The sequence below is a fragment of the Telluria sp. AZSoR62 genome, assembly GCF_058111565.1.
This window is the reverse complement of the sequence record NZ_JBYTST010000004.1, coordinates 284,529-309,401: the sequence shown is the minus strand read 5'-3', so window position 1 is coordinate 309,401 and position 24,873 is coordinate 284,529. Positions and strand designations below refer to the sequence as shown.

The window sequence follows — 24,873 nt, the reverse complement described above, 5'->3', positions numbered from 1 at the left end:
GATTGCGCGCCCGGGGCCTGCGCGGCCTACAGTGCGTCGCCGTCCGCCACCACGCGGTTGCGGCCGCCGCGCTTGGCGGCGTACAGGGCCTTGTCGGCCGCGTCGATCAGGGAGGCGGCATCGTTCAGGCGCTGCTGGTCGAAGGTCGCCACACCAATGCTCAGGGTCACGTAAGGATGCACGGCGCCGGGGGCATGGGGCATGGCCAGCGAGGCGACATGGGCGCGGATCGCCTCGGCGTGCACGCGCGCCTGTTGCGCCGTGGTGTCCGGCAGGATCGCCGCGAATTCCTCTCCGCCGTAGCGCGCCGCCACATCCCCCGCGCGCTTGAGCATGCCGGCCAGGGCCTGCGCCACGCCCGTCAGGCAGGCGTCTCCTTCCTGGTGGCCGAAGTGGTCGTTGTAGGCCTTGAAGGAATCGATGTCCATCAGGAGCAGCGACAACGCCCCGCTGCTGCGCTGGGAGCGGCGCAGTTCGCGGTCGAGGGCCACGTCGAAATGGCGGCGGTTGGCGATGCCGGTCAATCCATCGACATAGGAGCGCGCGCGCAGCGACTCGGCATGGTCGAGCAGCCGCCGCTCGCGGTCGACCGTGCCGCTGACGTCGCGGATCTCGACCAGGCAATAACGCTCGCCATCCTCCAGGAAGGGGGCGACCGTGATGGCCTGGTCGATGCGCTCGCCGTCGAAACTGCCCGCTTCGCGCAAGGGGAAAGGCGCGCGCCCGGTCGAGGCCGGGACCGTGGTAGCGACCTCTTCGGTCAGCGCGGCCAGCACCGCCGCTTCGACGCGCGAGCCGCGCAGCTCGGGGAAGACCTCGAACAGCGCCTGGCCCCGCACCCGCGCGGCCGAATAGCCCGAGCGCGGCACCATCCAGCTATTCCACAACACGATCTCCTGGGCCGCATCGAGCACGACCAGGCCGGAGTTGGCCAGGTTGACGGCGCGCGAGGCGAAAGGACTCGCAGGTTCGGTCTTTTGATTCATTGCTAGAAGGGAACTGATGTCGAAAAGAAACTTAACGATCATACCCGAGATCCGGGCGGTCCGGTCGGGACGGTGGCCGGGTTTTCGCAGATAAATCTACGCCCTGCCCGAGCCCGTCGCCGCCAATATCCCCGCCAGTTCCTCCGGCGCCGCCGGCTTGAGCAAATGGTGGTTGAAACCCGCCGCCTGCGAACGCGCCCGGTCTTCCTGCGCGCCCCAGCCGGTCAGCGCCACCAGGCGCAGTCCCTCCAGTTCGGGCAGCGCGCGCAGCGCCCGCGCCGTCTGGTAGCCATCCATGCGCGGCATGCCGATATCCACGAAGGCCAGCTGCGGCATAAACGCCCGCGCCACCCGCACGGCCTGTTCGCCGTCGTAGGCCGTGCGCACCGTGTGGCCGCCGGCCCGCAGCAGCGCCGCCAGCGAATCGGCCGCGTCGACATTGTCGTCGGCTACCAGGATGTCCAGGCTGGCGGGCGCGCCGGCCGGCGCGGGCGCCGCGGCCGCCGCCGGCGTGGCCGCGCCCGATGCCAGAGGCAGCCGCACCGTGAACCGGCTCCCCAGCCCCGTCCCGGCGCTGTCGGCCGCCACCGTCCCGCCATGCAGGCCCACCAGGTGCCGCACCAGAGACAATCCGATCCCCAAGCCGCCTTTCGAGCGGTCCAGGCTGCGCGAGACCTGGGTGAACATGTCGAAGATCGAGCCCATCGCCTCCGGTGCGATGCCGATGCCGGTATCGGCCACCTGGATCACGACCTGCTGGCCCTCGAGCGCGCCCTCGACCGAAATGCGTCCGCCTCCGGGCGTGTACTTGACGGCGTTGGACAGCAGGTTGCTCAGCACCTGGCTCATGCGCACCAGGTCGACGTCGAGCGGAACCGGCGCCTCGGGCAGGCGCAGGGCCAGCGTATGGCCGGCCGCTTCCACCAGCGGCATGCTGGTCTCGACCGCGCTGCCCACTACCGACTGCAGGTCGGTGCGCTCGACCTTGAGCACGACCTTGCCGGTCGAGACGCGGGCGATGTCGAGCAGGTCGTCGATGAGGTGGACCATGTGGCCGAGCTGGCGCCCCATCATCTGGCGCACCGTGTCCATCATGGCCGGCTTGCCCGCGCTGACGCGCAGCAGGTCCAGGCCGCTGCGGATCGGCGCCAGGGGATTGCGCAGTTCGTGCGCCAGCGTGGCGAGGAATTCCGACTTGTGGCGGTCGGCCGCGCGCAGCGCCTCGGTCGAGCGCACCCGCTCGATGTGGGCCCAGCAGCGCTCGACCACGGCCTCGACCAGGGCCACGTCGTCGGCCGACCAGGCGCGCGGCTCGCGCTGGTGGACCGCCATCATCGCCACCAGGCTGCCCTGCTTGACCAGGGGGCAGCAGATGATGGCCTTGATGCCGATCGCGTTGAACATGGCGGCGCCGTCGTCCTCGGCCAGTTCGGTATCGACGTCGCTGATCGAGAGGGTGCGTCCGGCGCGCAGGTTCGAGGTGGCGCGCGAGCCGAACAGGTCCAGCGAATACACGCCCACGGTGCTGGACTGGCCCGGCACGGTCCAGTCGTGGCGGATGGTGAAGCGGTCGTTGTCCGGTTCCAGGTCGGCGTAGGCGACCCGGGTGACGTTCAGGTGCTCGCCCAGCAGCCGGGTGGCGCCCTCCAGGATGGCCTTGGGATCGGCGGCGATGCGCGTGGCTTCGCCGATCGCGTCGTGCAGCTGCAGGCGTTCGGCCGCGCGGCGCCGTTCGGTGGCGTCGGTGCCGGTCGCGGACAGCATCGCGATGCCGCCGTCGGCGCCGTGAAGGGGGGAGATCACGATATCCGTGTAGTGCCTACGGGTGTCCGGCGTACGGTAAGGCAGCTGGCTGCGGAAGACCGCACCGCCTGCCGCCTGCATGGTGCCGGCGCGTACCGCGTCGGCCGTGCCCGCCTCCCCGTCCCACCACATGCATTCCCAGAACAGGCGTCCGACCACGTCGCTGCGCGCCCCGCCCCAGGGCTCGAGGGCGCGCCGGTTCACGTCGAGCACGGTGCCGTCCGGCGCCAGGATGGCGGCATAGGACGTGCTCTGCTCGAAAAAGGCCCGGAACATGGCGGCGGGATCGAGGGTGTCCGGCAGCGCGGGGCCGGTCGGGGAAAAGTCTGTAGGCATAGGGGCAGGCATGGCGTTCGGGGGCGGCGGTTTCCGCGGCCCCGCCACCTTAGCATTTCCGGCAATTAGCTGTAGCAAAACTTTATTAGAAGAATTGCTCGGCAGTGACATTTCGAGAGCCTTGGACCACCCCTTTCCGATTACGATCCAGTCTTTACCGCGTTGTCGGGGCAAGGGCCCTGGCCGCAAGCGAAGAACACGATGGCACAACGGAAGGATGGCGCAATGGCTGGCAAGATGATGGAAGAAGAATTCGGCATGGAAATCCCGGCGGCTCCCGCCCAGGCCGCACCCTGGCCGGCCGCGCCGCACGACCTGCGCCGTCTGCGCATCCGCAAGCGCGAAAGCCAGGAAAAGTTCTGGAGCCGCTTCGGCGTCACCCAGTCCAGCGGCAGCCGCTTCGAAACCGGCGTCATGATCCCGCCGCCGGTGGCAATCCTGCTGCGCCTGTACGCCAACGGCACCCTCACCGACGACGACCTGCACGGCTGATGCACGGCGGCCCCTGCGCCGCCTCAGCCCCCCTCCTGTTTTTCCGAAGTAATCTTTCGGTATTATTCGCTTTTACCGGACGAGCTCATTGCTTTATCCTTCAGCATCGGCACCTGCGCCCGCGCGCCCGCCCTGTCCCTTTGGATAAAGCACTTCGGAACCATGACACGCATAGCATTTCCACCCGCGCCCCGTCGCGCGCAGCTACCCGATCCCGGCCTCCACCCATCGCCCATGGCGCACGCTTGAGATGGACCTCGGCCCTGCAACCGGGACGCGCTACGCCCCGCTCGTCGTTCCCGTACTGTTCGCCATTGCGCTGGGACTGCTGCTCCAGCATTTCATCGGTTCGCTCGCCTGGGCAGGCCTGCTGGCCGTGATCACCTGGCCGCTGCGCGAACGGCTGGTGGCGCGCGGCTTTCCGCCGCTGGCCAGCGCCGCCATGCTGCTGGCGATGCTGCTGGTGTGCTTCTTCGGGCCGTCGCTCCTGCTGGTCAAGGCGCTCGGCCACGAGCTGGTCGGCGTGCAGCGCCTGCTGGCGCGCCTGAACGACGTCGGGGTCGAGGCGCCCGCCTGGCTGGCCCAGCTGCCCCTGGTGTCCGAGCGCGTGATCGCCTGGTGGAACGAGCACCTTGCCATCCCCGGCGGCCTGAAGGCCCTGATCCAGACCACGCTGGGCGACGTCCTGCCCCACCTGTCCGGCGCGGCGCGCTTCTGGGGCTCGACCATCCTGGCCAATGCGCTCTACCTGTTCCTGACGCTGCTGACCCTGTTCATCCTCTACCTGCACGGACCGACCGTGGTGCGCTATGTCGACCGCGCCGGCGAGCGCCTGCTGCCCGCGTACTACGGCAACCTGCGCCGCATCCTGCCGCTGTCGGTGCGCGGCACCGCGCTGGGGCTGTGCTCGATTGCGGTGCTCGAAGGCCTGGTGCTGGGCGTGGCCTACGCGGTCGCCGGCGCGCCCGCGCCCGCACTGCTGGGGGTGATCACCGGCTACCTGGCCCTGATCCCGGGCGGCGCGCCGCTTTCCTTCACCATGGTCTCGCTCCTGCTGCTCGGGCAGGGCCATCCGGGCGCGGCCCTCGGCCTGTTTACCTGGGGCGCGGTCGAGCTGTTCATGGTCGACAAATTCATCCGGCCCAAGCTGATCGGGCACCGCGTCAACCTGCCCTTCCTGGCGGTGCTGTTCGGGCTGCTCGGCGGCGTGTCGACCCTGGGCGTGATCGGCCTGTTCGTCGGGCCGTTCATGATGGCGGTACTGTATGGGTGGCTGCGGGCGGAGCCGGCCGCGAACTGAAGCCGCCTCCAGAACGAAAAAAGGGCTTGCCACCAATCTGGTGCAAGCCCTTTTGTTCGACGACGAATCCTGGTGGGAAGTGCAAGTTTCGAACTTGCGACCCCTGCAGTGTGAATGCAGTGCTCTACCCCTGAGCTAACCTCCCGGTGGCCCGTATTATGCCTCAGCTATTGAGAATTATCAATATCAAACGCCTCGGCCGGGTATGAATCAGTTGAAGCGCCCTGCCGCGCCGCCGATGCTGTAGCGGCCGGCGCCCAGCAGGGCTACCGCCAGTGCCGCGCCGAGGTACATGCCCTGCAGCTCGAGCGCCCAGCCGCCGGTATTGTTAATCGTGAAGAATTCCGCGCCATGCACCAGCAGGATGGCCACGACCATGTTGATCGCCACCACCAGGGCCGCCGCCCGCGTGTACAAGCCTGCCAGGATCAGCAGCGGCGCGATGATTTCCCCGACGTAGACCAGATAGCCCAGCGCCGCAGGCAGCCCGATTTTCTCCAGCATGCCGGTAATGAAGCCGACGCCGCCGAACAGCTTGGATACGCCATGGAACAGCAGCAGGCTGGCCAGCAGCACGCGCAGCAGGAGTTTGCCCTGGTCGTCGCGCGCGGCTTGGAAAGTGGTGGTAGTCATGGTCGGTCCTTGTGCTTGTGGTGGTTGATTCGTGTGTGAAATCAGTTGAAGGCGTAGGCGTCCATCGCCAGCACGCCGTGCTCGTAGCTGGCATGCAGCTGGGTTGTCTGCGCGCCAGGCCCGGCCGCACCCATCGCCACGTACAGCGGCAGCAGGTGTTCTTCGCTCGGGTGATTGCGCGCGCCGGTGGGCGCCAGGCGGCGGTAGTCGCGCAAGGCTGCGCGGTCGCCCGCTTCCAGCTTCGCCTTCATCCAGGACTCGAATTCGCTGACCCAGGGCGGCACCGGCGCATCGATGCCCTGGCCCCGGAATTCGCCGAGGTTATGGGTCAGTGCGCCGGAACCGACGATCAGCACGCCCTCGTCGCGCAGGGTGGCCAGGGCCTCGCCCAATCGTTCGTGCTCGGCCGGGCCGGCGCCGTGCACCAGCGAGAGCTGGGTGACGGGCACATCGGCCTCCGGATACATCAGGCTCAGCGGCACCCAGGCGCCGTGATCCAGGCCGCGGCCCAGGCTGCGCGCAACCGGCAGGCCGGCCGCCTCGAGCAATGCCGCGGCGCGCTCGGCGGCCCATGGCGCACCCGGGGCCGGGTACTGGATCTCGAACAGTGCGCGCGGGAAGCCGCCGAAATCGTGGATGGTGTCGGGCTGCGCCGCCAGGCTGACGGCGGTGCTGCCGCGGGTTTCCCAATGCGCCGAGACGGCGAGGATGGCACGTGGACGGCCAAGCGATTGGCCCAGCCCTTGCAGGAAACGCCGCGCCGGGCTGTCCTGCAGGGCCAGCATGGGCGAGCCGTGCGAGAGAAAAATGGTGGGCAATCGAGACATGTCGCATCCTTCCAAGAGCAGCATCGGCTGCGATGACAGGGGCCATCTTATTCTCGTTATCGGCCGAGATAAAGACGCGCTTCCGATCTAGACTGTCTCGCTCTTAGGAACAATGTCCTGCTCCCATGCGGGCTCGGCAAAGGCCTCGACAAGAAAGTCGATCAGCAGCCTCACCTTGGGCGAGACGAATTTGCGCGAGGGGTAGACGGCGTAGATGCCCAGCACGCCGGCGCGCCACGGGTCCATGGTTTCGACCAGCAAGCCCTGCGCCAGGTCTTCGCCGACGATAAAGCTCGGCTGCAGGATCAGGCCCTGGTGCTGCAGGGCGGCCGCGCGGCAGGTGTCGCCGCTGTTGGTGTGCACCCGCGGCGTCACCCTGGCCGTGGCGTCGCCATCCGGACCAGTAAAACTCCACTGGTCGCCCGTGGACGACAGGCTGTAGGCAATCACGTCGTGCTGCGGCAGGTCGGCCGGCTGGGTGGGCGCGCCGCGCCGCGCGAGGTAGTCGGGCGAAGCGCACAGGACCATGCGGGTGGAAGCGAGCTTGCGGCTGATCAGGGAGGACGAGGGCAGCTGGCCGATGCGCACGGCCAGGTCGTAGCCCTCCTCCACCAGGTCGACCACGCGGTCGGACAGCGTGATGTCCAGGCCCAGCTTCGGGTGCAGCGCCATGAATGCCGGCCACAGCCTGGCCAGGTGCATGAGGCCGAAGGTCACCGGCACATTGAGCTTGAGCAGGCCGCTGGCTTGCCCGCTGCGCGCGGTGATCTCGGCTTCGGCTTCGTCGAGGTTGCCCAGCAGCTCGCGGCAGCGCGCATAGAAGATCTCGCCCTCGCCGGTGGCGGAGAGCTTGCGCGTGGTCCGGTGCAGCAGGCGCACGCCGAGGCGCTCTTCGAGCTCGGCGACGTAGCGCGAGACGGCTGCCTTGGACATGCCGAGCAGCCGCGTGGCGCCGGTGAAGCTGCCCGCCTCGACCACGCCGGCGAACACCTTCATCTCGAGAAATTTATCCATTGTTCCGACCTGTATGACAGTAAGCTCGTCTAACCGAGTTTATCTCACCACCAGCAACAGATCAAAACGGAAACGGAATGCAAAAAGGCCAGCATCTCTGCCGGCCTTTCGCCGAATCCTTGGTGGGAAGTGCAAGTTTCGAACTTGCGACCCCTGCAGTGTGAATGCAGTGCTCTACCCCTGAGCTAACCTCCCAAAACGAGGCGTATTATGGCACAGAATCACGCCGTCGTCACCCCTGCGGAGAATAATTGCGCCAGATGCAGCTGCCTTTCACGTTCTTGTCCAGGCCGGCGAGCACCACTTCATGCGCGGCTTCCTCGATGCTGCTGGCCGCCACCACGATGATCTCGCCCAGCGGGCCCGCTTCGACCAGCTCGCCGCCGGCACTGGTTTCGGCCGCGACATCCATCGTCAGCGAATTCTGCCCGCGCGTCATCGACAAGTAGACGTCGGCCAGCAGCTCCGAGTCCAGCAGCGCGCCGTGCAGCTTGCGGTGGGCGTTCGACACTTCGTAGCGGTCGCACAACGCGTCCAGCGAATTGCGCTTGCCCGGATGAAGTTCCTTGGCCTGCACCAGGGTGTCGATCACACCGGCGCAATAGGTGGTGAATGGCGGCAGCCCCAGGCGCGCGTACTCGGCGTTCAGGAAGCCCAGGTCGAAGGGCGCATTATGGATAATCACTTGCGCGCCTTGCACGAATTCACGCAGCTCTTCGGCGATCTCGTGGAATTTCGGTTTGTCGCGCAGAAATTCGGTGGTCAAGCCGTGCACGGCCAGCGCGGCCTCGTCCGAATCGCGTTCCGGGTTGATATAGCGGTGGAAGTTATTTCCGGTCAGCTTGCGGTTGAAGATTTCAACGCAGCCGACCTCGATGACGCGGTCGCCCGTCCTGGGGTTCAGGCCGGTGGTTTCGGTATCGAGGACAATCTGGCGCATGGGCGGTACGTGAGTAGGTGGATCGGTGATGCAGGCGGGCCGAAGTATAACAGCCGGCGACCGCCCAGGATGGCTTAACGGCGCACGGAAGCCGCGCCGCGGTTGGCCAGCACGTCGGCCCGCTCGTTGCCCGGATGGCCGTTGTGGCCGCGCACCCAGCGCCATTCGACGGCGTGCTGCTGCTGGGCCAGGTCGAGCGCCTTCCACAGGTCGTCGTTTTTCACCGGCTCTTTCGCCGCGGTCTTCCAGCCGCGCGCCTTCCAGCCGTGGATCCATTCGGAGATGCCCTTCTGCACGTACTGGCTGTCGGTGTGCAGCACGACTTCGCACGGCCGGTTGAGCACGCCCAGCGCCTCGATCACGGCGCGCAATTCCATGCGGTTGTTGGTGGTGTTCGGCTCGCCGCCGAAAATCTCTTTTTCGTGGCCGTTGGCCACCAGCAGCGCACCCCAGCCGCCCGTACCCGGATTGCCCTTGCAGGCGCCGTCGGTGAAGATGTCGACCTTGGTCGTGCCCGCGTTTGCTTCAGTGTCTTGCATGTCTCATTCTCTGTTTGCCGCCGGCACTGCCTGCGGTCGCTTGCTCGTTTTCTTGTTCCATGCAGGTCCGATGATGTGCATGCCCTTGACCCGCTTGATGGCGTGGACCACGTAGACGGCGCCCAGGTAGGGCCACCAGCGTTGTCCCGCCGTTTCCATCATGGCGAACCGGCTCAGCCAGTGGGCCGTCCGGCACGGCGGCGCATAACAGCCGAAATGGCTGCGCGTCACGCCGAGATTGAGCAATTTTAGCCAGTCTTTCAGGCGCGGCATAGAGATGAATTCGCCTGACGCAGGCAGGTAGCCGTTATTCGTCACCCGGCCCACGCCCTGGCGCATGCCCCACAGGCTGGCCGGGTTGAAGCCACAGATGATCACCTGCCCTTCCGGGATCAATACGCGCTCGACTTCGCGCAGCACCTGGTGCGGCTCGGTGGCGAATTCGAGCACGTGCGGCAGAACCACCAGGTCGATGCTGTGCGAGGCAAAAGGCAACTCGGCAAAGTCGAGCGCGACCGCGATCTGCTTGCCGCCGGCCGCAAACATCAGCTCGTCGCTGGTGGAGGTGCGGGTGGCGGCCTGCCATTTGTTGGGCATGCGGTTGGCGGCGAGTGCATCGAGCTGGGGCACGCCGACCTGCAGCGCATTGAAGCCGAAGATGTCCGCGGTGAGCTCGTCGAGGCAGGCCTGCTCGAAGGCGCGCACGTAGGCCCCCGCCGGCGATTGCAGCCACTGGTCGAGCGCTATAATGGATTTCTCGGATACTGCGCTGTCCATGCCATCCCTTCGGTTCACACTTTATGACGACCACTTCTCACCCGGACCTGGCGGTCCTGACCGTCCCCGCCTTCAACGACAACTACCTGTGGATCATTCACGACGGCATCCACGCCGCGGTGGTCGACCCGGGCGATGCCGGACCGGTCCGTGAAGCCCTGGGCGCGCATGCGCTGTCCCTTACCGCCATTTTACTCACCCATCACCATGCTGACCACATCGGCGGTGTCGCCAGCCTGCTGGCCGACTGGCCGGTGCCGGTGTACGGGCCGCGCAACGATGGAATCGGGTTTGTTACCGAGGCCCTCGGCGAAGGCGACCGCATCCAGGTCGCGGGCCTGAACCTGGCATTCGAGGTACTCGATGTGCCGGGGCATACGCGCGGACATATTGCCTATGTGCGGCGCGCGCCGGGCGCCAACTGGCTGTTCTGCGGCGACACGCTCTTTGCAGGCGGCTGTGGGCGGCTGTTCGAAGGAACGCCAAGGCAGATGGCGGACTCGCTGGCCAAGCTGGCCGCGCTGCCGGACGATACGCTGGTGTATTGCGCGCACGAGTACACCGTGGCGAATTTGAAGTTCGCGCAGGCGGTCGAGCCGGATAACCAGGGGCTGGCGCTGCGGATGCAGGATGCGGCGGACAAGCGCGCGACGCACCTGCCGACGGTGCCCTCGACGATCGGGCTGGAGCGCGGGACGAATCCGTTCCTGCGCTACACCGAGCCGGGGATCGTGCAGAGCCTGGTGGATGCGGGGCGCCTGTCTCCTGATGCGTCGCCGGTACAGGCATTTGCCGCGCTGAGAGAATGGAAGAACGTGTTCTGACGCGGCCGTAGGGTGGGCGTAAAACAGTCCACTGGACTGTTTCACCTGCCCACGCGTTCAAATCACCTCAAGGAGCACGCTCCGTGGTCGGCATCGGTTCGTTGAACGCGTGGGCAAGGGACTTGCCCACCCTACGGTGTAACTAGCAGGCCAGCCGCTCAGATCTCTTCGTACAGCGGCAAGGTCAGGAACTCCGCAAACGTCTCCGACGTCGACATCTCTTCGAAAATCTGCGCCGCCCGCGCATAGCTCGGGTTATCGCCGTTGGCGGCATCGACCTTCACCTTTGCCAGCTCTTCCGGGATCATCGCCCGCACCATCTCGGCAGTGACCTTGCGTCCGTCTTCGAGCACGCCCTTGGTCGAACGGATCCACTGCCACACCTGCGAACGGCTGATCTCGGCGGTGGCCGCATCTTCCATCAGGTTATGGATCGGCACGCAGCCGTTACCGGCCAGCCAGGCGCCGAGATAATGGATGCCGACGTTGATGTTGTAGCGCAGGCCCGCTTCCGTGATCGGCGCTTCCGGCTTGAAGTCGAGCAGGTCTTTTGCACTGACCTGAATATCCGGGCGCTGCTTGTCGATCTGGTTGGGCTTCTCGCCCAGCACCTTGGTGAACTCCGTCATCGCCAGCTCGACCAGGCCCGGGTGGGCGACCCAGCCGCCGTCGTAGCCGTCGGTCGCATCGCGCGCCTTGTCGTTGCGCACCCCGCCCATCGCCACCTCGTTCTTCTCCGGGTCGTTCTTGATCGGGATCAGGGCCGCCATGCCGCCGATGGCCGGGGCGCCGCGCTTGTGGCAGGTTTGCAGCAGCAGCAGCGCGTAGGCGCGCATGAAGGGCGCGGTCATGGTCACCTTGGCGCGGTCGGCCAGGCAGAACTCCTTGTCCAGCTTGAACTTCTTGATGCACGAGAAGATGTAGTCCCAGCGGCCCGCGTTCAGGCCGGCGCTGTGCTCGCGCAGCTCGTACAGGATCTCGTCCATCTCGAAGGCGGCCAGGATGGTCTCGATCAGTACGGTCGCCTTGATGGTCCCGCGCGGCAGGCCGAGTTCTTCCTGGGTCATCACGAAGATGTCGTTCCACAGGCGCGCTTCCAGGTGCGATTCCATCTTCGGCAGGTAGAAGTACGGCCCGGCGCCGCGCGCCAGCTGCTCCTTTGCGTTATGCACCATGAACAGCGCGAAATCGAAGATGCCGCCGGAGACGCGCTTGCCGTCGACCAGCACGTGCTTTTCGTCCAGGTGCCAGCCGCGCGGGCGCACCACCAGGGTCGCGACCTTGTCGTTCAGCTTGTAGGATTTGCCGTTCTGCTCGAGCGAGATCGTCCGGCGCACCGCATCGACCATGTTGATCTGGCCGGTGATCTGGTTGTCCCAGTTCGGGGTATTCGAATCCTCGAAGTCGGTCATGTAACTGTCCGCGCCCGAGTTCAGCGCATTGATCACCATCTTGCGCTCGACCGGGCCGGTGATTTCCACACGGCGGCATTCGAGGGCCTTCGGGATCGGCGCGATCTTCCAGTCGCCGCTGCGGATATGGGCGGTCTCGGCCAGGAAGTCCGGGCGCTCGCCGGCATCCAGGCGCCGCGCGCGCTCGACGCGGGCAGCCAGCAGCTCCTGGCGGCGCGGCTCGAAGGCGCGCGTGAGCTTGGCGACCAGGGCAAGTGCTTCCGGCGTCAAGACTTGTTCGTAGCCGGGCTGGATGGCGCCCGTGATTTGCATGCCGGCGGGGGTGGCGATCGTCATTGCACATTCTCCTTGGGTAGTCGAAAACCGATGCGCGGCGGGCGGCCGTGAGCCGCGCCTTGGCGTTTGTCTAAGCATCAAGTATATTCACTTGAAGATAGCTAAACGATACATTTTCTCACTACATCTGTGCGTTTTTGTATCAAATGAGGAGGATGGATGGGGAAGTTCCGGCAGATCTCGACCTTCGTCGAAGTGGTGGCGCGCGGCAGCCTGTCGGCGGCGGCGCGGGCCGAGGGCATTGCGCCGGCCATGATCGGCCGCCGGCTCGATGCGCTGGAGGGCCGGCTTGGCGTCAAGCTGCTGCAGCGGACCACGCGCCGCCTGGTGCTGACCGACGAAGGCGCCGCCTTCCTGGAGGATTGCCAGCGCATCCTGGCCGAACTCGAAGCGGCCGAAGCGGCGGCGGCCGAACGCAGCGTACGCGCCAGCGGACACCTGCTGGTGTCGGCGCCGGCCGGCTTCGGGCGCCAGCACGTGGCCCCGCTCCTGCCCTCTTTCCTGGCCGAGCACCGCGAGGTAACCGTCAACCTGAACCTGACGGACCGGCTGGTGGACGTGGTGGGCGAAGGGGTGGACGTGGCGATCCGCATTGCCAGCCTGAGCGACTCGAGCCTGGTCGGCACCAAGCTGGCCGACAACCACCGCGTGGTGGTGGGCTCGCCCGCCTACCTGAAACGCCACGGCACGCCGCGCACCCTGGCGGACCTGGCCAGGCACAACTGCCTGGCGATCAGCAGCGAAGGCAGCCAGCGCGGCTGGACTTTCCTCGACGCGGGCAAGCCGGTGGCGCTCAAGGTGGGCGGCAACATGGAGTGCAACGATGGCGCGGTGTTGCATGCCTGGGCACTGGCCGGCAAGGGCCTGGCCTGGCGCTCGATGTGGGAAGTGGGTGCGCAGATCGCCGCGGGCGAGCTGTGCACGGTACTGGACGACTTCGCGGCGCCGGGCAACGACATCCATGCGGTGTTCGCGCAGCGGCAGCATTTGCCGCTGCGGATACGGGCCTTCGTGGATTTCTTGCGCAGGAGCTACGCGCAGCCGGAGTATTGGCAGGTGCGCTAAACGGGCACTGGTTGGACGCGTGGGCAAAGGACTTGCCCACCTAGGGGTCACTGGCCAATCCACCGATGCGGTGCAAGCAACAGCAAGGCTCGCTTCGCCACAAACCATCAGGCGAAAAAAATCCCCGGCAGTCCGGGGATTTTTGCTATCGCTGGAGAGCGATTACAGCGGCTGAATGTTCGCGGCCTGCTTGCCCTTAGGGCCAGTGGTCACATCGAACGAAACGCGCTGGTTCTCTTGCAGCGACTTGAAGCCATTGCTTTGGATCGCCGAGAAGTGAGCGAACAGATCTTCGCCGCCTTCGTCAGGGGTGATGAAGCCAAAACCCTTCGAATCATTGAACCATTTTACGATGCCAGTTGCCATTACAATTTCCTATTTCAGTTAAGTTGGGCTTGCGCCCGTTTAAGATCGTTTGAAGAAGCAAGAAAGGAATGACAGACAGACTGCACTACTACCTACAACCCAACGATCCTGCATTATACCGAATAAAAACAAATAAACACCATGTCTGCAAAATAAAAATTCTTACACAGCCATTTAAGTCGATAAAAATTCCTTGCTTCAACTTTTACGGACCTGCTTTGCATTCGGTAGTAGAGAAAATATAGGGCAATGGTTGGACGTAAGTTTGCGCGGTATCAAACGTTCCATGAATGGCTGATTGCGTTACGGCATTATGCCGCAGGCAAATTTGATGCAGCAATCAAGCGAAGCCGCGCGGATCGCGCCGCCCCGCTTCGACGAATTGTTCCAGCTCCGCCGTCCAGCTGGCCCAGTCGCTGGCGGCGACCGCGTCGAAGGTCATCAGGACGCGCAGGCGCTGCTCCAGCGCGCGCGCATGGTGGCCCAGGCCCCGGTAGCCGAATGTGGCGGCCGACCCCGCCACGGTATGCAGCATGGCCTGCAATTCGCTGGCGGCGATCGCCGGCTCGCGCGGGTCGAGGCCGGCCGCAACCGCCGCCATGCGCTCGAGCGTGGCGGGCAGATTGCTGGCGAAGCTGTCGTTGAAGGACGCCAGTCGCGAAAAGAATCCCTTGTCGGCCGCGTGCATGATTACTTGGTGCCGAAGATGCGGTCGCCCGCGTCGCCCAGGCCCGGCACGATATAGGCGTCGTCGTTCAGGTGCGAGTCGAGCGAGGCGACATACACCTTCACGTCCGGGTGCGATTTCTGGAACACCTCGACGCCTTCCGGCGCGGCCACGAGGGCCAGGAACATGATGTGCTCGCTCGGCACGCCGCGCTTTTTCAGCACGTCGACGGCGTGCACCGCCGAATTGCCGGTGGCGACCATCGGATCGCACAGGATGAAGGTGCGCTCGTTGGTGTCCGGCAGGCGCACCAGGTATTCGACCGGTTCGTGGGTCTCCGGGTCGCGGTAGACGCCGATGTGGCCGACGCGCGCCGACGGCACCAGTTCCAGCAGGCCGTCGCTCATGCCGATGCCGGCACGCAGGATCGGCACGATGGCCAGCTTCTTGCCCGCGATGACCGGCGCATCGATCGTCACCAATGGCGTCTGCACGGGGCGGGTGGTCAGCGGCAGGTCGCGCGTGATCTCGTACCCCATCAGCAGCGTGATTTCCCGCAGCAGCTCGCGGAAGGTGCGCGTCGAGGTGTCGTGCTCGCGCATGTGCGACAGCTTGTGCTGGATCAGCGGGTGGTTCAGGATGTAGAGGTTGGGGAAACGCGGGTCTTGTTTCATGGTCGGTATCAAGGCAATGGGTGTGGTGCGGTAGACCGGCATTATCCCAGCCACGCGCCGGTTTGTCCTTTTTTTCTGCACATTTCGACAATAAAGTCGATGCCGGCCCCGAACCCTAGGTAGCCAGCGCGCGCGCCAGGATCGCCGCGCAGTCGCACCCAGGGGGCAGCCGCCCGAACGCTCCGCCCGGCGCCACGGCAATGCGCGAGGCGACGAAGGCGCTCGAGACGTATCCTGGCGCATGGCGCAGCAGCAGCGCGCCCTGCACGGCCAGCACGATCCGCTCGGCCAGCACGCGCGCGCCGCCCTCCTCGGCTACCTGCGCCGGCAGGTCATGGAGCAGGCGCGCCGCGAAGTCGTCGAAGCGGGCATCCAGCCCATACGCCGGCGCCAGCTCCGCCGCCAGCGTCGCATGCGCGTCAGGCAGCGACTTGCCGAGCGCGCGCAGCAGGTCCAGGCACATCACATTGCCCGAGCCCTCCCAGATCGAATTGACCGGCAGCTCGCGATAGATGCGCGCCAGCGGCCCATCCTCGACATAGCCGTTGCCGCCCATGACTTCCATTGCCTCGGCCCCGAAGGCCGGGCCGCGCTTGCAGATCCAGTACTTGCCGGCCGCAGTCAGGATGCGCCCCAGCAGGGCCTGCGCCGGGTCGTCGCCGGCATCGAAGCAGCGCGCCAGGCGCAGCGCAAACGCAGTCGCCGCTTCCGATTCGAGCGCGAGGTCGGCCAGCACGTTCTGCATCAATGGCTGCTCGCCGAGCAGGCGCCCGAAGACGCTGCGTCCGCGCGCGTGGTGCAGCGCGTGGCACAGCGCCGCGCGCATGATGGCTGCGCTGCCCAGCACGCAGTCGAGCCGGGTATAGCCGCCCATCTCGAGGATGGTCGGGATACCGCGTCCCGGCGCGCCGATCATCCAGCCCACCGCATCCTGGAACTCGACTTCGGACGAGGCGTTCGAGCGGTTGCCCAGCTTGTCCTTCAGGCGCTGCACGCGGATCGCGTTGCGGCTGCCGTCGGGCAGGTAGCGCGGCACGAAGAAGCAGGACAGGCCGCTGCTGCCGGCATCGTCGAGCTGCGCCAGGATCAGGTGCGCGTCCGACTGCGGCACCGAGAAGAACCACTTGTGGCCGACGATGCGGTGGGCGCCCTCGCCTGCCTCCCCGAAGCGCTCGCGGGCTTCGGATGGCGGCAACGCGCTGGCGCGGGTGGTATTGGCGCGCACGTCGCTGCCGCCCTGCTTCTCGGTCATGCCCATGCCGACCAGGGCGCCGCGCTTGTGCGCGACCGGCAGCGAGCGCGGGTCGTATTCGTTGGACAGCACCTTGGGCAGCCACTCGGCGGCCAGGACCGGGTGGCGGCGCAGGGCCGGCACCGAGGCGAAGGTCATGGTGACCGGGCACTGCACGCCGTTCTCGACCTGGCCGAACAGCAGGTACTGGGCGGCGCGCGCCACCTGGGCGCCGGGCCGCGGGTCCTGCCAGGGACCCGAATGCGCGCCGGCGCCGATCAGCAGCGCCATCAGGGTATGCCAGGACGGATGGAATTCGACCTCGTCGACGCGCCGGCCGGCGCGGTCGAAACTCACCAGGCGCGGGCCGTTGGCATTGGCCTGGCGCGCCAGGTCGAGCACGTCGGCGCGGCCGAGGGTCGCGCCCAGGGCGTCGAGCTGCGGCGCGGCCCAGCCGGCGCCTTCGCGCTCGAGCGCCTCGCGCAGCGCCGGGTCGCAGGTGAACAGGTTGACGTCCGCGAACGGCGCAGCCTGGTTGAGCACCTCATGGGTATCGAAACCGTTCATGTCTTTCGTCTCTCGTTGGATGATGTTGCAGCCCAGCATCAGAATCACCCCATCTCGCCTGCAGAAATTTGCTTTCTTGCAAGGATCGGCGACAATGCTGGATGGCAGTATGCTTGTCCAGGCTAGCAGTTCGCAACAAGTAAGCTAGCGCAAAGGACACATCAACACAAGCGGCTGCGCCAGCGCAAGGATGGACAGGTCATGGCAGGCCATTGTGTGATTTAGTGCCTTTTGGAATCTTTCGATGCACCAGTCGCCGTTGGTTTGATAGACTTGCATGGTTTACACAAGGCTGGCGCCCGCCGCGCAGGAAGCGCGGGCCAGCGAACAGTAGGCAGAACCCAAGGCAGAACCCCGAGAATGCACACCAGTTCCATCGCTGCTCACCAGCCCAACCCGCAAGACCCGCGCCGGCCGGCGCCGGGCTTGCTCGACAGCTTGCTGGAAGCGGCCGGCGACGCCGTGTTCCGCGTCACGCGCAGCGGCCAGCTGCGCGCAGCGAGCCAGCGCGCCCAAGCCTTTGCCGGCTTCGATTCGGGCAGCGGTTCGCTGGTATCGCTGGTGCACGACGTCGACCAGGCAGCGCTGCGCGACGCCCTGGCCAGCGCGGCCGCGAGCGGCAAGCCCGAAGTGGTCGAGGCGCGTTTTCGCCTCGGCGAGCGCGATGTCTGGTTCGAGCTGCGCATTGCCGTGATCCCCAGCGGCGACGATGCGCCGCTGCTGGTGGTGGGCCGCGACATGTCGGGCCAGCACGCGACCGAAGAACGCCTGCGCCACATGGCGACCCACGACGCCCTCACCGAGCTGCCCAACCGGGTCCTGCTGTCGGACCGCATCCGCATGGTCATCGCCAATGCGCGCCGCTCCGGCCAGGGCTTCTCGGTCGCCACCATCGGCCTGGACGGCTTCAAGAAGGTCAACGACGGCCTCGGGCACGGCGTGGGCGACGCGGTGCTGCGCATGGCGGCCAGCCGCCTGCGCCGCACCCTGCGCGACAGCGATACCCTGGCCCGCGTCGGCGGCGACGAGTTCGTCGCGGTCTTGCCGGGCACCGCCGGCGAGGCCCAGATCAAGCTGGTCACCGGGCGCCTGATGGCGACCCTGCAGTCGCCCTTCGAGATCGAGGGCCACACGATCTACCTGGCCGGCTCGATCGGCGTGGCCACCTATCCCGAGCATGCCGAGGACGAGGTGCGGCTGGTGACCCTGGCCGATACGGCCATGTCGCGCGCCAAGGAAACCGGCAAGGCGCGCACGGTCACCTACAGCCCGGCCGACCAGGGCCCGCCCGAGCACGACATCTCGCTCGAGGCGGCCATGTTCAATGCGGTGCGCGAGGGCGAATTCCAGCTCTACTACCAGCCGATCGTCGACGCGCGCAACCGCACCATCGAGGGCTTCGAGACCCTGATGCGCTGGAAGCACCCTACCCTGGGCATGGTGCCGCCGGTGCGCTTCATCCCGATCGCCGAGACCAATGGCCTGATCAACCTGCTCGGCGCCTGGGCGCTGAAGGCGGCCTGCATGCAGATCCGCCAGTTCGAGGAAGTGGCCGGCCGCGAGCTCTACATCTCGGTGAACATCAGCCCGCGCCAGTTCAGGAGCGACAAGTTCCTGACGGTGCTGGACGATGCGCTCGCGCTGTCCGGGACCAAGGGCCGCCAGCTGGTGCTCGAGATCACCGAAGGCACCTTGATGGTCGACCCGGTGCATGCGGAGAGCGTGCTGGGCAAGATGGCCGAGCGCGGCGCCCGCATCGCGATCGACGACTTCGGCACCGGCTATTCGTCGCTCGCCTACCTCAAGCGCTTCCCGATCTCGGTGCTGAAGATCGACCGCGCCTTCGTGAAGGACTTGCCGCAAGCGGCCAAGGACGGAGCGATCTGCAGCGCGGTGCTCGACATCGCCCGTCACCTCGACTTGTCGGTGGTCGCCGAAGGCGTCGAGACCGAAGAGCAGCTGGCCTGGCTCGACAACCTGGGCTGCCATTACGTACAGGGCTACCTGACCGGCAAGCCGATGCCGGCGCATGTGGCGCTGGCCGCCCTGAAAGAAAATCTCTACACGGAATTACTGCCGGCCGACAAACGGACGGGCACACCATGACGACAATCCCCGACGCCACTCGCCCGCCCCGGGCCGAAGCCACCCTCTCCCTGCTGTGGGAACGCATCCGCCGCCAGGGCGACATGCCGGGCTTCACCAAGGCCATCAACGCCATCCTCGCCTCCATGCGCGGCGAGGACGAGCGCGAGTTCTCGATGACGCAGACGGTGCTGTCCGACCCGGTCCTGACGCAAAAGGTGCTGCGCCTTGCCAACAGCGGCATGTACTCGGCCTTCGGCCAGCGCATCAACACCGTGTCCAAGGCGGTGCTGGTGCTCGGCACCGAAGCCATCGGCCACCTGGCGCTGGGCCTGAAGCTCATCGAGGAACTGGCCAAGTCCACGCCCAACACCGAGAGCGCCCACGTCGAGATGGAAAAAGCCGTGCTGGCCGGGATGGTGGCGCAGCAGGTCGCCGCCAGCGCGGTCTCGCGCGACCCGGAAGAAGCCGTGGTGTGCTCGATCCTGCATTCGCTGGGCCGCATGATGATCACCTTCTACATGCCCGAGCGCTGGAGCCAGATGCGCGCGGCCGCCGGCGAAGGGCGCGAGGAAGCAGCCGCCGAAGCGCATCTTGGCATGACGCTCGAAGCCGTCGGCCGCGCGACCGCCGAGCATTGGGGACTGCCGCGCAACCTGATCGCCGGCATGCGCCGGGTCGAGCCGAGCGAGCGCTTCGACGGCTTCGGCCACGACGACTGGCTGGCGGCGCTGGGCACCATGTCGACCCAGGCCGCCGAGGCGCTGTGGAACGACGACGATACCGGCGCCGAGCGCGTCGCCGAGCTGGCGGCGAGCTTCGCGCCGATGCTGGGCGTCGAAGCGGCCAGCCTGATGGGCGCCATCGACAAGGCGCGCGCAACCGCCGCCGCCGACCTGTCGATCGCCCCGCTGGCCAAGCCGCTGGAAAAGCGCGAGCAGCAGGTGGCGGCGAACCGCAGCCGCATGGCCGGCAACAAGGTCTTGATGAGCGGCGTGGCCGACATGCGCGACGCCGGCCTGGCCGCGACGCCGGGCCAGATGATGTCGATGGCGCTGGAAACCATGCACAAGGGCCTGTCGTTCACGCGTTCGTTCGCCTTCCTGCGCAACCGCCGCGAATCCCGGTATGCGGCCCGGCTGGGCCTGGGCGAAGGCAGCAAGGCGCTGCTGCCGAACCTGGTGTTCGACGATGCCTACGAGCCGAACGTCTTCCACGCCGCGCTGGGCAGCGACCGCGTGATCTTCATCGAGAACGCGCAGGACGAACGCTTCGCCACCAAGCTGCCGGGCTGGTGGAAAGGCACGCTCGGCGAGGCCAGGTGCTTCGTCGTGATCCCGCTGTGCGCCCACGGCCAGCCGGCCGGCTTCATCTACGGCGAATGGGACGGCAGCTTCCCGTCGGTGGTGCTGAGCCAGACCGAGTTCTCGCTGCTGAACGACTTGCGCGGCCTGGTGGTGCGCACCGTGGAGCGGCGGCACCAGCAGGAGGCGGTGGCGACGCGGGTGTGAAGCCAGTAGAGTCAAGCCCTGCCGATAGCGGCCTTCGCCGCGACGACATTCATCGGGCGTAGCGGGTGAACTCTTTCCAGCTTCACCCCAGCCGGGGCGTCCCTACCTTCACATCCCCGCACTGCGCGCGGTGCATCAGCGCGTGGTCGATCAGCACCAGGGCCAGCATCGCCTCGGCGATCGGCGTAGCCCGGATGCCCACGCAGGGGTCGTGGCGGCCGAAGGTTTCGACCATCACCGGATTGCCGTCCTTGTCGATCGAACGGCGCGGGGTGCGGATCGAGGACGTCGGCTTGATCGCGATCGACACCGTGATGTCCTGCCCGCTCGAAATCCCGCCCAGCACGCCGCCGGCGTTGTTCCCGATGAAGCCGTCCGGCGTGAGCTCGTCGCCGTGCTCGGAGCCCTTTTGCGCCACCGACCCGAAGCCCGCGCCGATTTCCACGCCCTTGACCGCGTTAATCCCCATCATGGCGTAGGCGATGTCGGCATCGAGCTTGTCGTAGATCGGCTGGCCCCAGCCCACCGGCACGCCACGCGCCACCACGTCGATGCGCGCGCCGATCGAGTCGCCGGCGCGGCGCAAGTCGTCCATCGCCGCTTCCATGCGTGCCAGGAGGTCGGCGTCCGCAGTCGCGGCGAAGAAGGGATTGGCGTGCACGTGTTCGTAACCCTGGAACGGCACCTCGATATCGCCCAGCTGACGCATGCAGCCGAAAAACTCGGTGCCGTGCTGCTCGCGCAGCCACTTGCGGGCGACCGCGCCGGCGCCGACCACCGGCGCGGTCAGCCGCGCCGACGAGCGTCCGCCGCCGCGCGGGTCGCGCACGCCGTACTTGTGCCAGTAGGTGTAGTCGGCGTGCCCCGGGCGGAAGGTCTCGACGATGTTGCCGTAATCCTTGCTGCGCTGGTCTTCGTTCGGGATCAGGAGCGCGATCGGGGTGCCGGTGGTCACTCCCTGGTAGACCCCGGACAGGATCTGGACCCGGTCCGCTTCCCGGCGCTGCGTCACGTGGCGCGAGGTGCCGGGCTTGCGGCGGTCGAGCTCCGGCTGGATGTCGGCTTCGCTCAGGGCCATGCCGGGCGGGCAGCCGTCGATGACGCAGCCGATGGCCGGACCATGGGACTCGCCGAAGGTGGTAACGGAAAACAGCTTGCCAAAGGAGTTGCCGGACATGGATTGCTCTGCGTGCAAAATGGTGGACTTGGCATTCTACCAGTCCCACCGCCGGGCCATCGGCCACCGGCTTGTCGCATATTCGCCAGATATCCATTAAATAGTTTCCGTACGGATATATATTTTATCCTTAAGGCAGGCCCCGGGGGTTTTGTGTTGGCAATTGCATATATACTGGGGAATATCAAAGCCCAGCTCAACTGGAGACGTAGCACATGCCTGCCTCGATGACGCCACCAGGCAACCCGACCGAAGCGCACGACGACCTGCTCTTCGTCGACGAAGCGCCCGCGCCCCCCGCCACCGGCCAGGCCCGGACCGGCGCAGCGTCGCCCGGCGACGCACATCCGCAGCCGACCTGGCGCATCCTGGTCGTGGACGATGACGCCGACGTGCATTCGACGACCCTGTTCGCGCTGAAGAATGTCGAGATGCAGGGCCGCCCGCTGGAATTCCTGCATGCCTACACCGCCATGGAAGCGCGCGCCGTGCTCGAACGCGAGGCCGGGATCGCCGTGGTCCTGCTCGACGTGGTGATGGAGCGTCCCGACGCCGGCCTGCAGTTGGTGCGCCAGATCCGCGAGGAGCTGGGCATGCACGAGGTGCGCATCATCCTGCGCACCGGCCAGCCCGGCTACGCGCCGGAACTCGAGGCGATCCGCGGCTACGACATCAACGATTACCGCACCAAGTCCGAACTGACCCGCACCAAGCTGTATACAGCGGTGGCGGCCGCCGTGCGCTCCTACCAGCAGCTGCGCGCCATCCAGGCCAGCAGCGCGGGCCTGGAGCACATCCTGTCGGCCGGCACCGAGCTGATGGCCCTGCAGGGCGTGCCGGACGTGGCCCAGGGCGTGCTGCAGCAGGCGGCCACCCTGCTCGGCCAGCCGCTCGCGGGCGTGCTGTGCGTGCGCGAGTCGGGCCACGCCCGGCCAGACGTGCTGCGCGTGGTGGCGGCCGCCGGCGAACAAGGCCATCTCGCCGGCGGGGAACTGAGCCCGCAGCGCGATCCTGCCCTGGCAGCGGCCGCGGCGCGCACCCTGCGCGAGCGCTGCGCCATGGATGGCGGCGGCTGGCTGACCCTGCATTTCCCCGGCAAGGCTGGCCGCGATTTCGCCGCCTGCATCCCGTTCGGTCGCCCGCTGGGCGACATCGAGCGCCGCCTGCTGGACGTGTTCGCCAGCATGGTCGCCGTCGGCCTGGAAAACGTCGAACTGGTGACCCACCTGAACCAGGCCGCCTTCCGCGACCAGCTCACCGGCCTGCCCAACCGCACCCGCGCGGTCGAGCTGCTCGACGCCCTGCTGGCCGGCGCCGGGCGCGATACAGTCACGCTGGCGCTGGTGGACCTCGACCATTTTGCCGAGACCAACGACGCGCTGGGCCATCATTTCGGCGACCTGCTGCTGGCCGCCGTGGGCAAGCGCCTGACCTCGCGCCTTGGGGCCGGCAATCCGGGCCTGCAGGTGGCGCGCATCGGCGGCGACATCTTCTGCGTGCTGGGCGACGCAGGCAGCGTGCAGCCGGCGCCGATCCAGGCGCTGTTCCGCGAGCCCTTCCACATCGACGGCCAGGACGTGCAGGTCTCGGCCACGCTCGGCCTGGTGCGCCTGCTTGAACACGACGGCAGCGGCGCCGACGCGCTCAAGGACGCCGACATCGCGCTCAAGCGCGCCAAGTCGCAGCAGCGCGCCGGCCACTTCTATTTTTCGCGCAGCATGGGCGTCGAGATCCGCGAGCGCGTGCGCATGATGCACGCCCTGCGCAGCGGCTTCCAGCGCGGCGAACTGTTCCTGGCTTACCAGCCGCAGGTCGACCTGGCCACCAACGCCGCCTTCGGCGCCGAGGCGCTGCTGCGCTGGCGCACCGAGGACGGGCGCCTGATCGGGCCGGACCGCTTCATCCCGATCGCCGAATACTCGGGCCTGATCGTCGATATCGGCGAGTGGGTGCTGCGCCAGGCCCTGGCCGAGCTGGTGCGCCTGCACGCGGCCGGCCACCGGAATTTCACGATGTCGGTCAACGTCTCACAGGTGCAGTTCCGCCACCCGCTGTTCGTCGAGATGCTGCGCCGCGCGCTCGACGACACGGGCGCGCCGCCCGAATACGTGGAACTGGAAATCACCGAATCGATGGCGATGGAAGAGCCGGCCCTGCTGGTGGAAAAGCTGGCCCAGGTCAAGCGCACCGGGGTATCGATCGCGATCGACGATTTCGGCACCGGCTTCTCGTCGCTGTCGCACCTGCAGCGGCTGCAGGTGGACCGGCTCAAGATCGACCGCACGTTCGTTACCGAGATTACCGGCTCGGCGCGCGGCAGCAGCATTGCGGAGATGGTGATCCAGCTGGGCCGCAACCTGGGCCTGTCGGTCATCGCGGAAGGGGTCGAGGACGAGCGCCAGGCCCACATCCTGCGCAGCCTGGGCTGCCCGCTGGCGCAGGGTTTCCTGTTCTCGCGGCCCCTGACGCCGGAGGCGCTGCTGGAGTGGCTGGGGAAGCAGGCGCTGATCGAGGCTGCCTGATTGGAACAGCCATCAACCCGTAGGGTGGGCAAGTTCCTTGCCCACGCGGTCAGCACGCCTTAGCGTCATCGCGAGGCGTGCAAGAGCGGTAAAAGGGTTGTCCGGAAAAAGCAAACGTCGACGCAACGCACGCGTGATCTGAACGCGTGGGCGGGAAACCCGCCCACGCTACGAGTTTGTTCAATGCTGGCAGTGCGGGCGAGATCCGCCCACCACCACGTCAATCCTCGGCCGCCTGCTCGGCCGGCCAATCGCGGATATACGCCTTGAGCATCCGGTTCTCGAACTGCTGCGCCTCGAGCACCGCCTTGGCCACGTCGTAGAACGAGATCACGCCCAGCAGGGTGCGGGCATTCATGACCGGCAGGTAGCGCGCATGCTTTTCCAGCATGATGCGGCGCACCTCGTTGACTTCGGTGTCGGGGGTGACGGTGATCGGGCTGTCGTCCATCACCTTGCGCACCGTGCCGGCGCCGAGCGTGCCGCCCTGGGCGTGCAGCTCCTTGATCACCTCGCGGAAGGTCAGCATGCCGACCAGGTCGCCGTATTCCATGACGACCAGCGAGCCGATGTCCTTCTCCGCCATCGTCGCGGCAGCCTGTACCAGCGGCTGGTCGGGCGTGACGGTATAGAGGATTTCGCCTTTCACCTGCAGGATCTCGGAGACTTTCATGGTGGCCACCCCGTCCGGTTGGTTTGTAATGCCTGGAATATCTGGAATATTTGTATTACGCATAACGCCGACTGTAGCCGATGCCCACCAAAAAATCCAGCCTTGCACCAATCCAG

The 24,873-nt window shown here is 66.7% G+C and carries 22 protein-coding genes and 2 tRNA genes; 7 read left to right on the top strand and 17 right to left on the bottom strand.

The genetic code is table 11. The annotated features are described in order from the left end of the window. Positions 1 to 26 precede the first annotated feature (26 nt). Complete coding sequence (locus AC3XQU_RS09250) at positions 27 to 986, bottom strand: diguanylate cyclase domain-containing protein (RefSeq protein ID WP_489873860.1); 960 nt, start codon at positions 984 to 986, stop codon at positions 27 to 29. A 96-nt stretch (positions 987 to 1,082) separates the two neighbouring features. Then, a complete protein-coding gene (locus AC3XQU_RS09245; RefSeq protein ID WP_489873859.1) occupies positions 1,083 to 3,125 on the bottom strand; it encodes a hybrid sensor histidine kinase/response regulator in 2,043 nt (680 codons plus the stop codon). Positions 3,126 to 3,365: 240 nt separating this feature from the next. On the opposite strand from AC3XQU_RS09245, the gene AC3XQU_RS09240 reads away from it, so the two are divergent. Next, entirely contained in the window at positions 3,366 to 3,617 is a 252-nt protein-coding gene (locus AC3XQU_RS09240) for a helix-turn-helix domain-containing protein (RefSeq protein ID WP_489873915.1), read from the top strand. Positions 3,618 to 3,867: 250 nt separating this feature from the next. After that, positions 3,868 to 4,917, top strand: coding sequence for an AI-2E family transporter (locus AC3XQU_RS09235; protein WP_489873858.1), 1,050 nt, complete (start codon positions 3,868 to 3,870; stop codon positions 4,915 to 4,917). Positions 4,918 to 4,987: 70 nt separating this feature from the next. On the opposite strand, the gene AC3XQU_RS09230 is transcribed toward AC3XQU_RS09235, so the two are convergent. From AC3XQU_RS09230 to AC3XQU_RS09195, 8 genes are all read right to left on the bottom strand, one after another. Continuing rightward, a tRNA-Val gene (locus tag AC3XQU_RS09230) sits at positions 4,988 to 5,062 on the bottom strand. A gap of 65 nt (positions 5,063 to 5,127) precedes the next feature. Then, entirely contained in the window at positions 5,128 to 5,550 is a 423-nt protein-coding gene (locus AC3XQU_RS09225; protein WP_489873857.1) for a DoxX family protein, read from the bottom strand. A gap of 41 nt (positions 5,551 to 5,591) precedes the next feature. After that, complete coding sequence (locus AC3XQU_RS09220; protein WP_489873856.1) at positions 5,592 to 6,377, bottom strand: dioxygenase family protein; 786 nt, start codon at positions 6,375 to 6,377, stop codon at positions 5,592 to 5,594. Positions 6,378 to 6,464: 87 nt separating this feature from the next. Beyond that, complete coding sequence (locus AC3XQU_RS09215) at positions 6,465 to 7,391, bottom strand: LysR family transcriptional regulator (protein WP_489873855.1); 927 nt, start codon at positions 7,389 to 7,391, stop codon at positions 6,465 to 6,467. A 120-nt stretch (positions 7,392 to 7,511) separates the two neighbouring features. Continuing rightward, a tRNA-Val gene (locus AC3XQU_RS09210) sits at positions 7,512 to 7,586 on the bottom strand. Between the two features lie 37 nt (positions 7,587 to 7,623). Further along, the gene (gene dnaQ / locus AC3XQU_RS09205; protein ID WP_489873854.1) at positions 7,624 to 8,331 is read right to left on the bottom strand and encodes a DNA polymerase III subunit epsilon; all 708 of its coding nucleotides are present in this window, start codon (positions 8,329 to 8,331) and stop codon (positions 7,624 to 7,626) included. Between the two features lie 74 nt (positions 8,332 to 8,405). Then, positions 8,406 to 8,870 carry a ribonuclease HI gene (gene rnhA, locus AC3XQU_RS09200; protein ID WP_489873853.1) on the bottom strand — a complete coding sequence of 155 codons (465 nt, stop codon included), beginning with the start codon at positions 8,868 to 8,870 and terminating at the stop codon, positions 8,406 to 8,408. A gap of 3 nt (positions 8,871 to 8,873) precedes the next feature. Further along, positions 8,874 to 9,647 carry a class I SAM-dependent methyltransferase gene (locus AC3XQU_RS09195; protein ID WP_489873852.1) on the bottom strand — a complete coding sequence of 258 codons (774 nt, stop codon included), beginning with the start codon at positions 9,645 to 9,647 and terminating at the stop codon, positions 8,874 to 8,876. A 23-nt stretch (positions 9,648 to 9,670) separates the two neighbouring features. Here AC3XQU_RS09195 and gloB point away from each other — a divergent pair, with 23 nt between their 5' ends. Continuing rightward, positions 9,671 to 10,471 (top strand): hydroxyacylglutathione hydrolase, encoded by an 801-nt coding sequence (gene gloB / locus AC3XQU_RS09190; protein WP_489873851.1) that lies wholly within the window; start codon positions 9,671 to 9,673, stop codon positions 10,469 to 10,471. 158 nt (positions 10,472 to 10,629) lie between these two features. On the opposite strand, the gene aceB is transcribed toward gloB, so the two are convergent. Further along, positions 10,630 to 12,219 carry a malate synthase A gene (gene aceB / locus AC3XQU_RS09185; protein ID WP_489873850.1) on the bottom strand — a complete coding sequence of 530 codons (1,590 nt, stop codon included), beginning with the start codon at positions 12,217 to 12,219 and terminating at the stop codon, positions 10,630 to 10,632. A gap of 159 nt (positions 12,220 to 12,378) precedes the next feature. On the opposite strand from aceB, the gene AC3XQU_RS09180 reads away from it, so the two are divergent. Then, positions 12,379 to 13,284 (top strand): LysR family transcriptional regulator, encoded by a 906-nt coding sequence (locus tag AC3XQU_RS09180; protein ID WP_489873849.1) that lies wholly within the window; start codon positions 12,379 to 12,381, stop codon positions 13,282 to 13,284. Positions 13,285 to 13,446: 162 nt separating this feature from the next. Here AC3XQU_RS09180 and AC3XQU_RS09175 read toward each other — a convergent pair whose 3' ends face one another. The 4 genes from AC3XQU_RS09175 to AC3XQU_RS09160 form a co-directional block, all read right to left on the bottom strand. Further along, positions 13,447 to 13,650 carry a cold-shock protein gene (locus tag AC3XQU_RS09175; protein WP_027867533.1) on the bottom strand — a complete coding sequence of 68 codons (204 nt, stop codon included), beginning with the start codon at positions 13,648 to 13,650 and terminating at the stop codon, positions 13,447 to 13,449. A gap of 340 nt (positions 13,651 to 13,990) precedes the next feature. Then, the gene (locus tag AC3XQU_RS09170; RefSeq protein WP_489873848.1) at positions 13,991 to 14,338 is read right to left on the bottom strand and encodes an Hpt domain-containing protein; all 348 of its coding nucleotides are present in this window, start codon (positions 14,336 to 14,338) and stop codon (positions 13,991 to 13,993) included. Between the two features lie 2 nt (positions 14,339 to 14,340). Next, positions 14,341 to 14,991, bottom strand: a complete 651-nt coding sequence (upp, locus tag AC3XQU_RS09165) for a uracil phosphoribosyltransferase (RefSeq protein WP_489873847.1) — start codon at positions 14,989 to 14,991, stop codon at positions 14,341 to 14,343. 115 nt (positions 14,992 to 15,106) lie between these two features. Further along, complete coding sequence (locus AC3XQU_RS09160) at positions 15,107 to 16,789, bottom strand: isovaleryl-CoA dehydrogenase (protein ID WP_489873846.1); 1,683 nt, start codon at positions 16,787 to 16,789, stop codon at positions 15,107 to 15,109. A gap of 360 nt (positions 16,790 to 17,149) precedes the next feature. Between AC3XQU_RS09160 and AC3XQU_RS09155 the strand changes: the two genes are divergently transcribed. Together AC3XQU_RS09155 and AC3XQU_RS09150 are read left to right on the top strand one after the other, a co-directional pair. Then, a complete protein-coding gene (locus AC3XQU_RS09155; RefSeq protein ID WP_489873845.1) occupies positions 17,150 to 18,895 on the top strand; it encodes a putative bifunctional diguanylate cyclase/phosphodiesterase in 1,746 nt (581 codons plus the stop codon). Further along, positions 18,892 to 20,385: an HDOD domain-containing protein gene (locus AC3XQU_RS09150; RefSeq protein WP_489873844.1), complete on the top strand. Its 1,494-nt coding sequence runs from the start codon at positions 18,892 to 18,894 to the stop codon at positions 20,383 to 20,385. The genes AC3XQU_RS09155 and AC3XQU_RS09150 overlap by 4 nt, the downstream gene beginning before the upstream one ends. A gap of 82 nt (positions 20,386 to 20,467) precedes the next feature. Here the strand turns inward: AC3XQU_RS09150 and aroC are convergent, their stop codons facing one another. Beyond that, positions 20,468 to 21,562, bottom strand: a complete 1,095-nt coding sequence (aroC, locus tag AC3XQU_RS09145) for a chorismate synthase (protein ID WP_489873843.1) — start codon at positions 21,560 to 21,562, stop codon at positions 20,468 to 20,470. Positions 21,563 to 21,777: 215 nt separating this feature from the next. Here aroC and AC3XQU_RS09140 point away from each other — a divergent pair, with 215 nt between their 5' ends. Continuing rightward, positions 21,778 to 24,084, top strand: a complete 2,307-nt coding sequence (locus tag AC3XQU_RS09140) for a GGDEF/EAL domain-containing response regulator (protein ID WP_489873842.1) — start codon at positions 21,778 to 21,780, stop codon at positions 24,082 to 24,084. 220 nt (positions 24,085 to 24,304) lie between these two features. Here AC3XQU_RS09140 and AC3XQU_RS09135 read toward each other — a convergent pair whose 3' ends face one another. Further along, positions 24,305 to 24,757: a CBS domain-containing protein gene (locus AC3XQU_RS09135; protein WP_489873841.1), complete on the bottom strand. Its 453-nt coding sequence runs from the start codon at positions 24,755 to 24,757 to the stop codon at positions 24,305 to 24,307. Positions 24,758 to 24,873: the final 116 nt, after the last annotated feature.

Bases quoted from the DNA above. Each gene is read 5' to 3' on its own strand.
- AC3XQU_RS09250 (WP_489873860.1), bottom strand. From the start codon at position 986: ATGAATCAAAAGACCGAACCTGCGAGTCCTTTCGCCTCGCGCGCCGTC.
- AC3XQU_RS09245 (WP_489873859.1), bottom strand. From the start codon at position 3,125: ATGCCTACAGACTTTTCCCCGACCGGCCCCGCGCTGCCGGACACCCTC.
- AC3XQU_RS09240 (WP_489873915.1), top strand. From the start codon at position 3,366: ATGGAAGAAGAATTCGGCATGGAAATCCCGGCGGCTCCCGCCCAGGCC.
- AC3XQU_RS09235 (WP_489873858.1), top strand. From the start codon at position 3,868: ATGGACCTCGGCCCTGCAACCGGGACGCGCTACGCCCCGCTCGTCGTT.
- AC3XQU_RS09225 (WP_489873857.1), bottom strand. From the start codon at position 5,550: ATGACTACCACCACTTTCCAAGCCGCGCGCGACGACCAGGGCAAACTC.
- AC3XQU_RS09220 (WP_489873856.1), bottom strand. From the start codon at position 6,377: ATGTCTCGATTGCCCACCATTTTTCTCTCGCACGGCTCGCCCATGCTG.
- AC3XQU_RS09215 (WP_489873855.1), bottom strand. From the start codon at position 7,391: ATGGATAAATTTCTCGAGATGAAGGTGTTCGCCGGCGTGGTCGAGGCG.
- dnaQ (WP_489873854.1), bottom strand. From the start codon at position 8,331: ATGCGCCAGATTGTCCTCGATACCGAAACCACCGGCCTGAACCCCAGG.
- rnhA (WP_489873853.1), bottom strand. From the start codon at position 8,870: ATGCAAGACACTGAAGCAAACGCGGGCACGACCAAGGTCGACATCTTC.
- AC3XQU_RS09195 (WP_489873852.1), bottom strand. From the start codon at position 9,647: ATGGACAGCGCAGTATCCGAGAAATCCATTATAGCGCTCGACCAGTGG.
- gloB (WP_489873851.1), top strand. From the start codon at position 9,671: ATGACGACCACTTCTCACCCGGACCTGGCGGTCCTGACCGTCCCCGCC.
- aceB (WP_489873850.1), bottom strand. From the start codon at position 12,219: ATGACGATCGCCACCCCCGCCGGCATGCAAATCACGGGCGCCATCCAG.
- AC3XQU_RS09180 (WP_489873849.1), top strand. From the start codon at position 12,379: ATGGGGAAGTTCCGGCAGATCTCGACCTTCGTCGAAGTGGTGGCGCGC.
- AC3XQU_RS09175 (WP_027867533.1), bottom strand. From the start codon at position 13,650: ATGGCAACTGGCATCGTAAAATGGTTCAATGATTCGAAGGGTTTTGGC.
- AC3XQU_RS09170 (WP_489873848.1), bottom strand. From the start codon at position 14,338: ATGCACGCGGCCGACAAGGGATTCTTTTCGCGACTGGCGTCCTTCAAC.
- upp (WP_489873847.1), bottom strand. From the start codon at position 14,991: ATGAAACAAGACCCGCGTTTCCCCAACCTCTACATCCTGAACCACCCG.
- AC3XQU_RS09160 (WP_489873846.1), bottom strand. From the start codon at position 16,789: ATGAACGGTTTCGATACCCATGAGGTGCTCAACCAGGCTGCGCCGTTC.
- AC3XQU_RS09155 (WP_489873845.1), top strand. From the start codon at position 17,150: ATGCACACCAGTTCCATCGCTGCTCACCAGCCCAACCCGCAAGACCCG.
- AC3XQU_RS09150 (WP_489873844.1), top strand. From the start codon at position 18,892: ATGACGACAATCCCCGACGCCACTCGCCCGCCCCGGGCCGAAGCCACC.
- aroC (WP_489873843.1), bottom strand. From the start codon at position 21,562: ATGTCCGGCAACTCCTTTGGCAAGCTGTTTTCCGTTACCACCTTCGGC.
- AC3XQU_RS09140 (WP_489873842.1), top strand. From the start codon at position 21,778: ATGCCTGCCTCGATGACGCCACCAGGCAACCCGACCGAAGCGCACGAC.
- AC3XQU_RS09135 (WP_489873841.1), bottom strand. From the start codon at position 24,757: ATGAAAGTCTCCGAGATCCTGCAGGTGAAAGGCGAAATCCTCTATACC.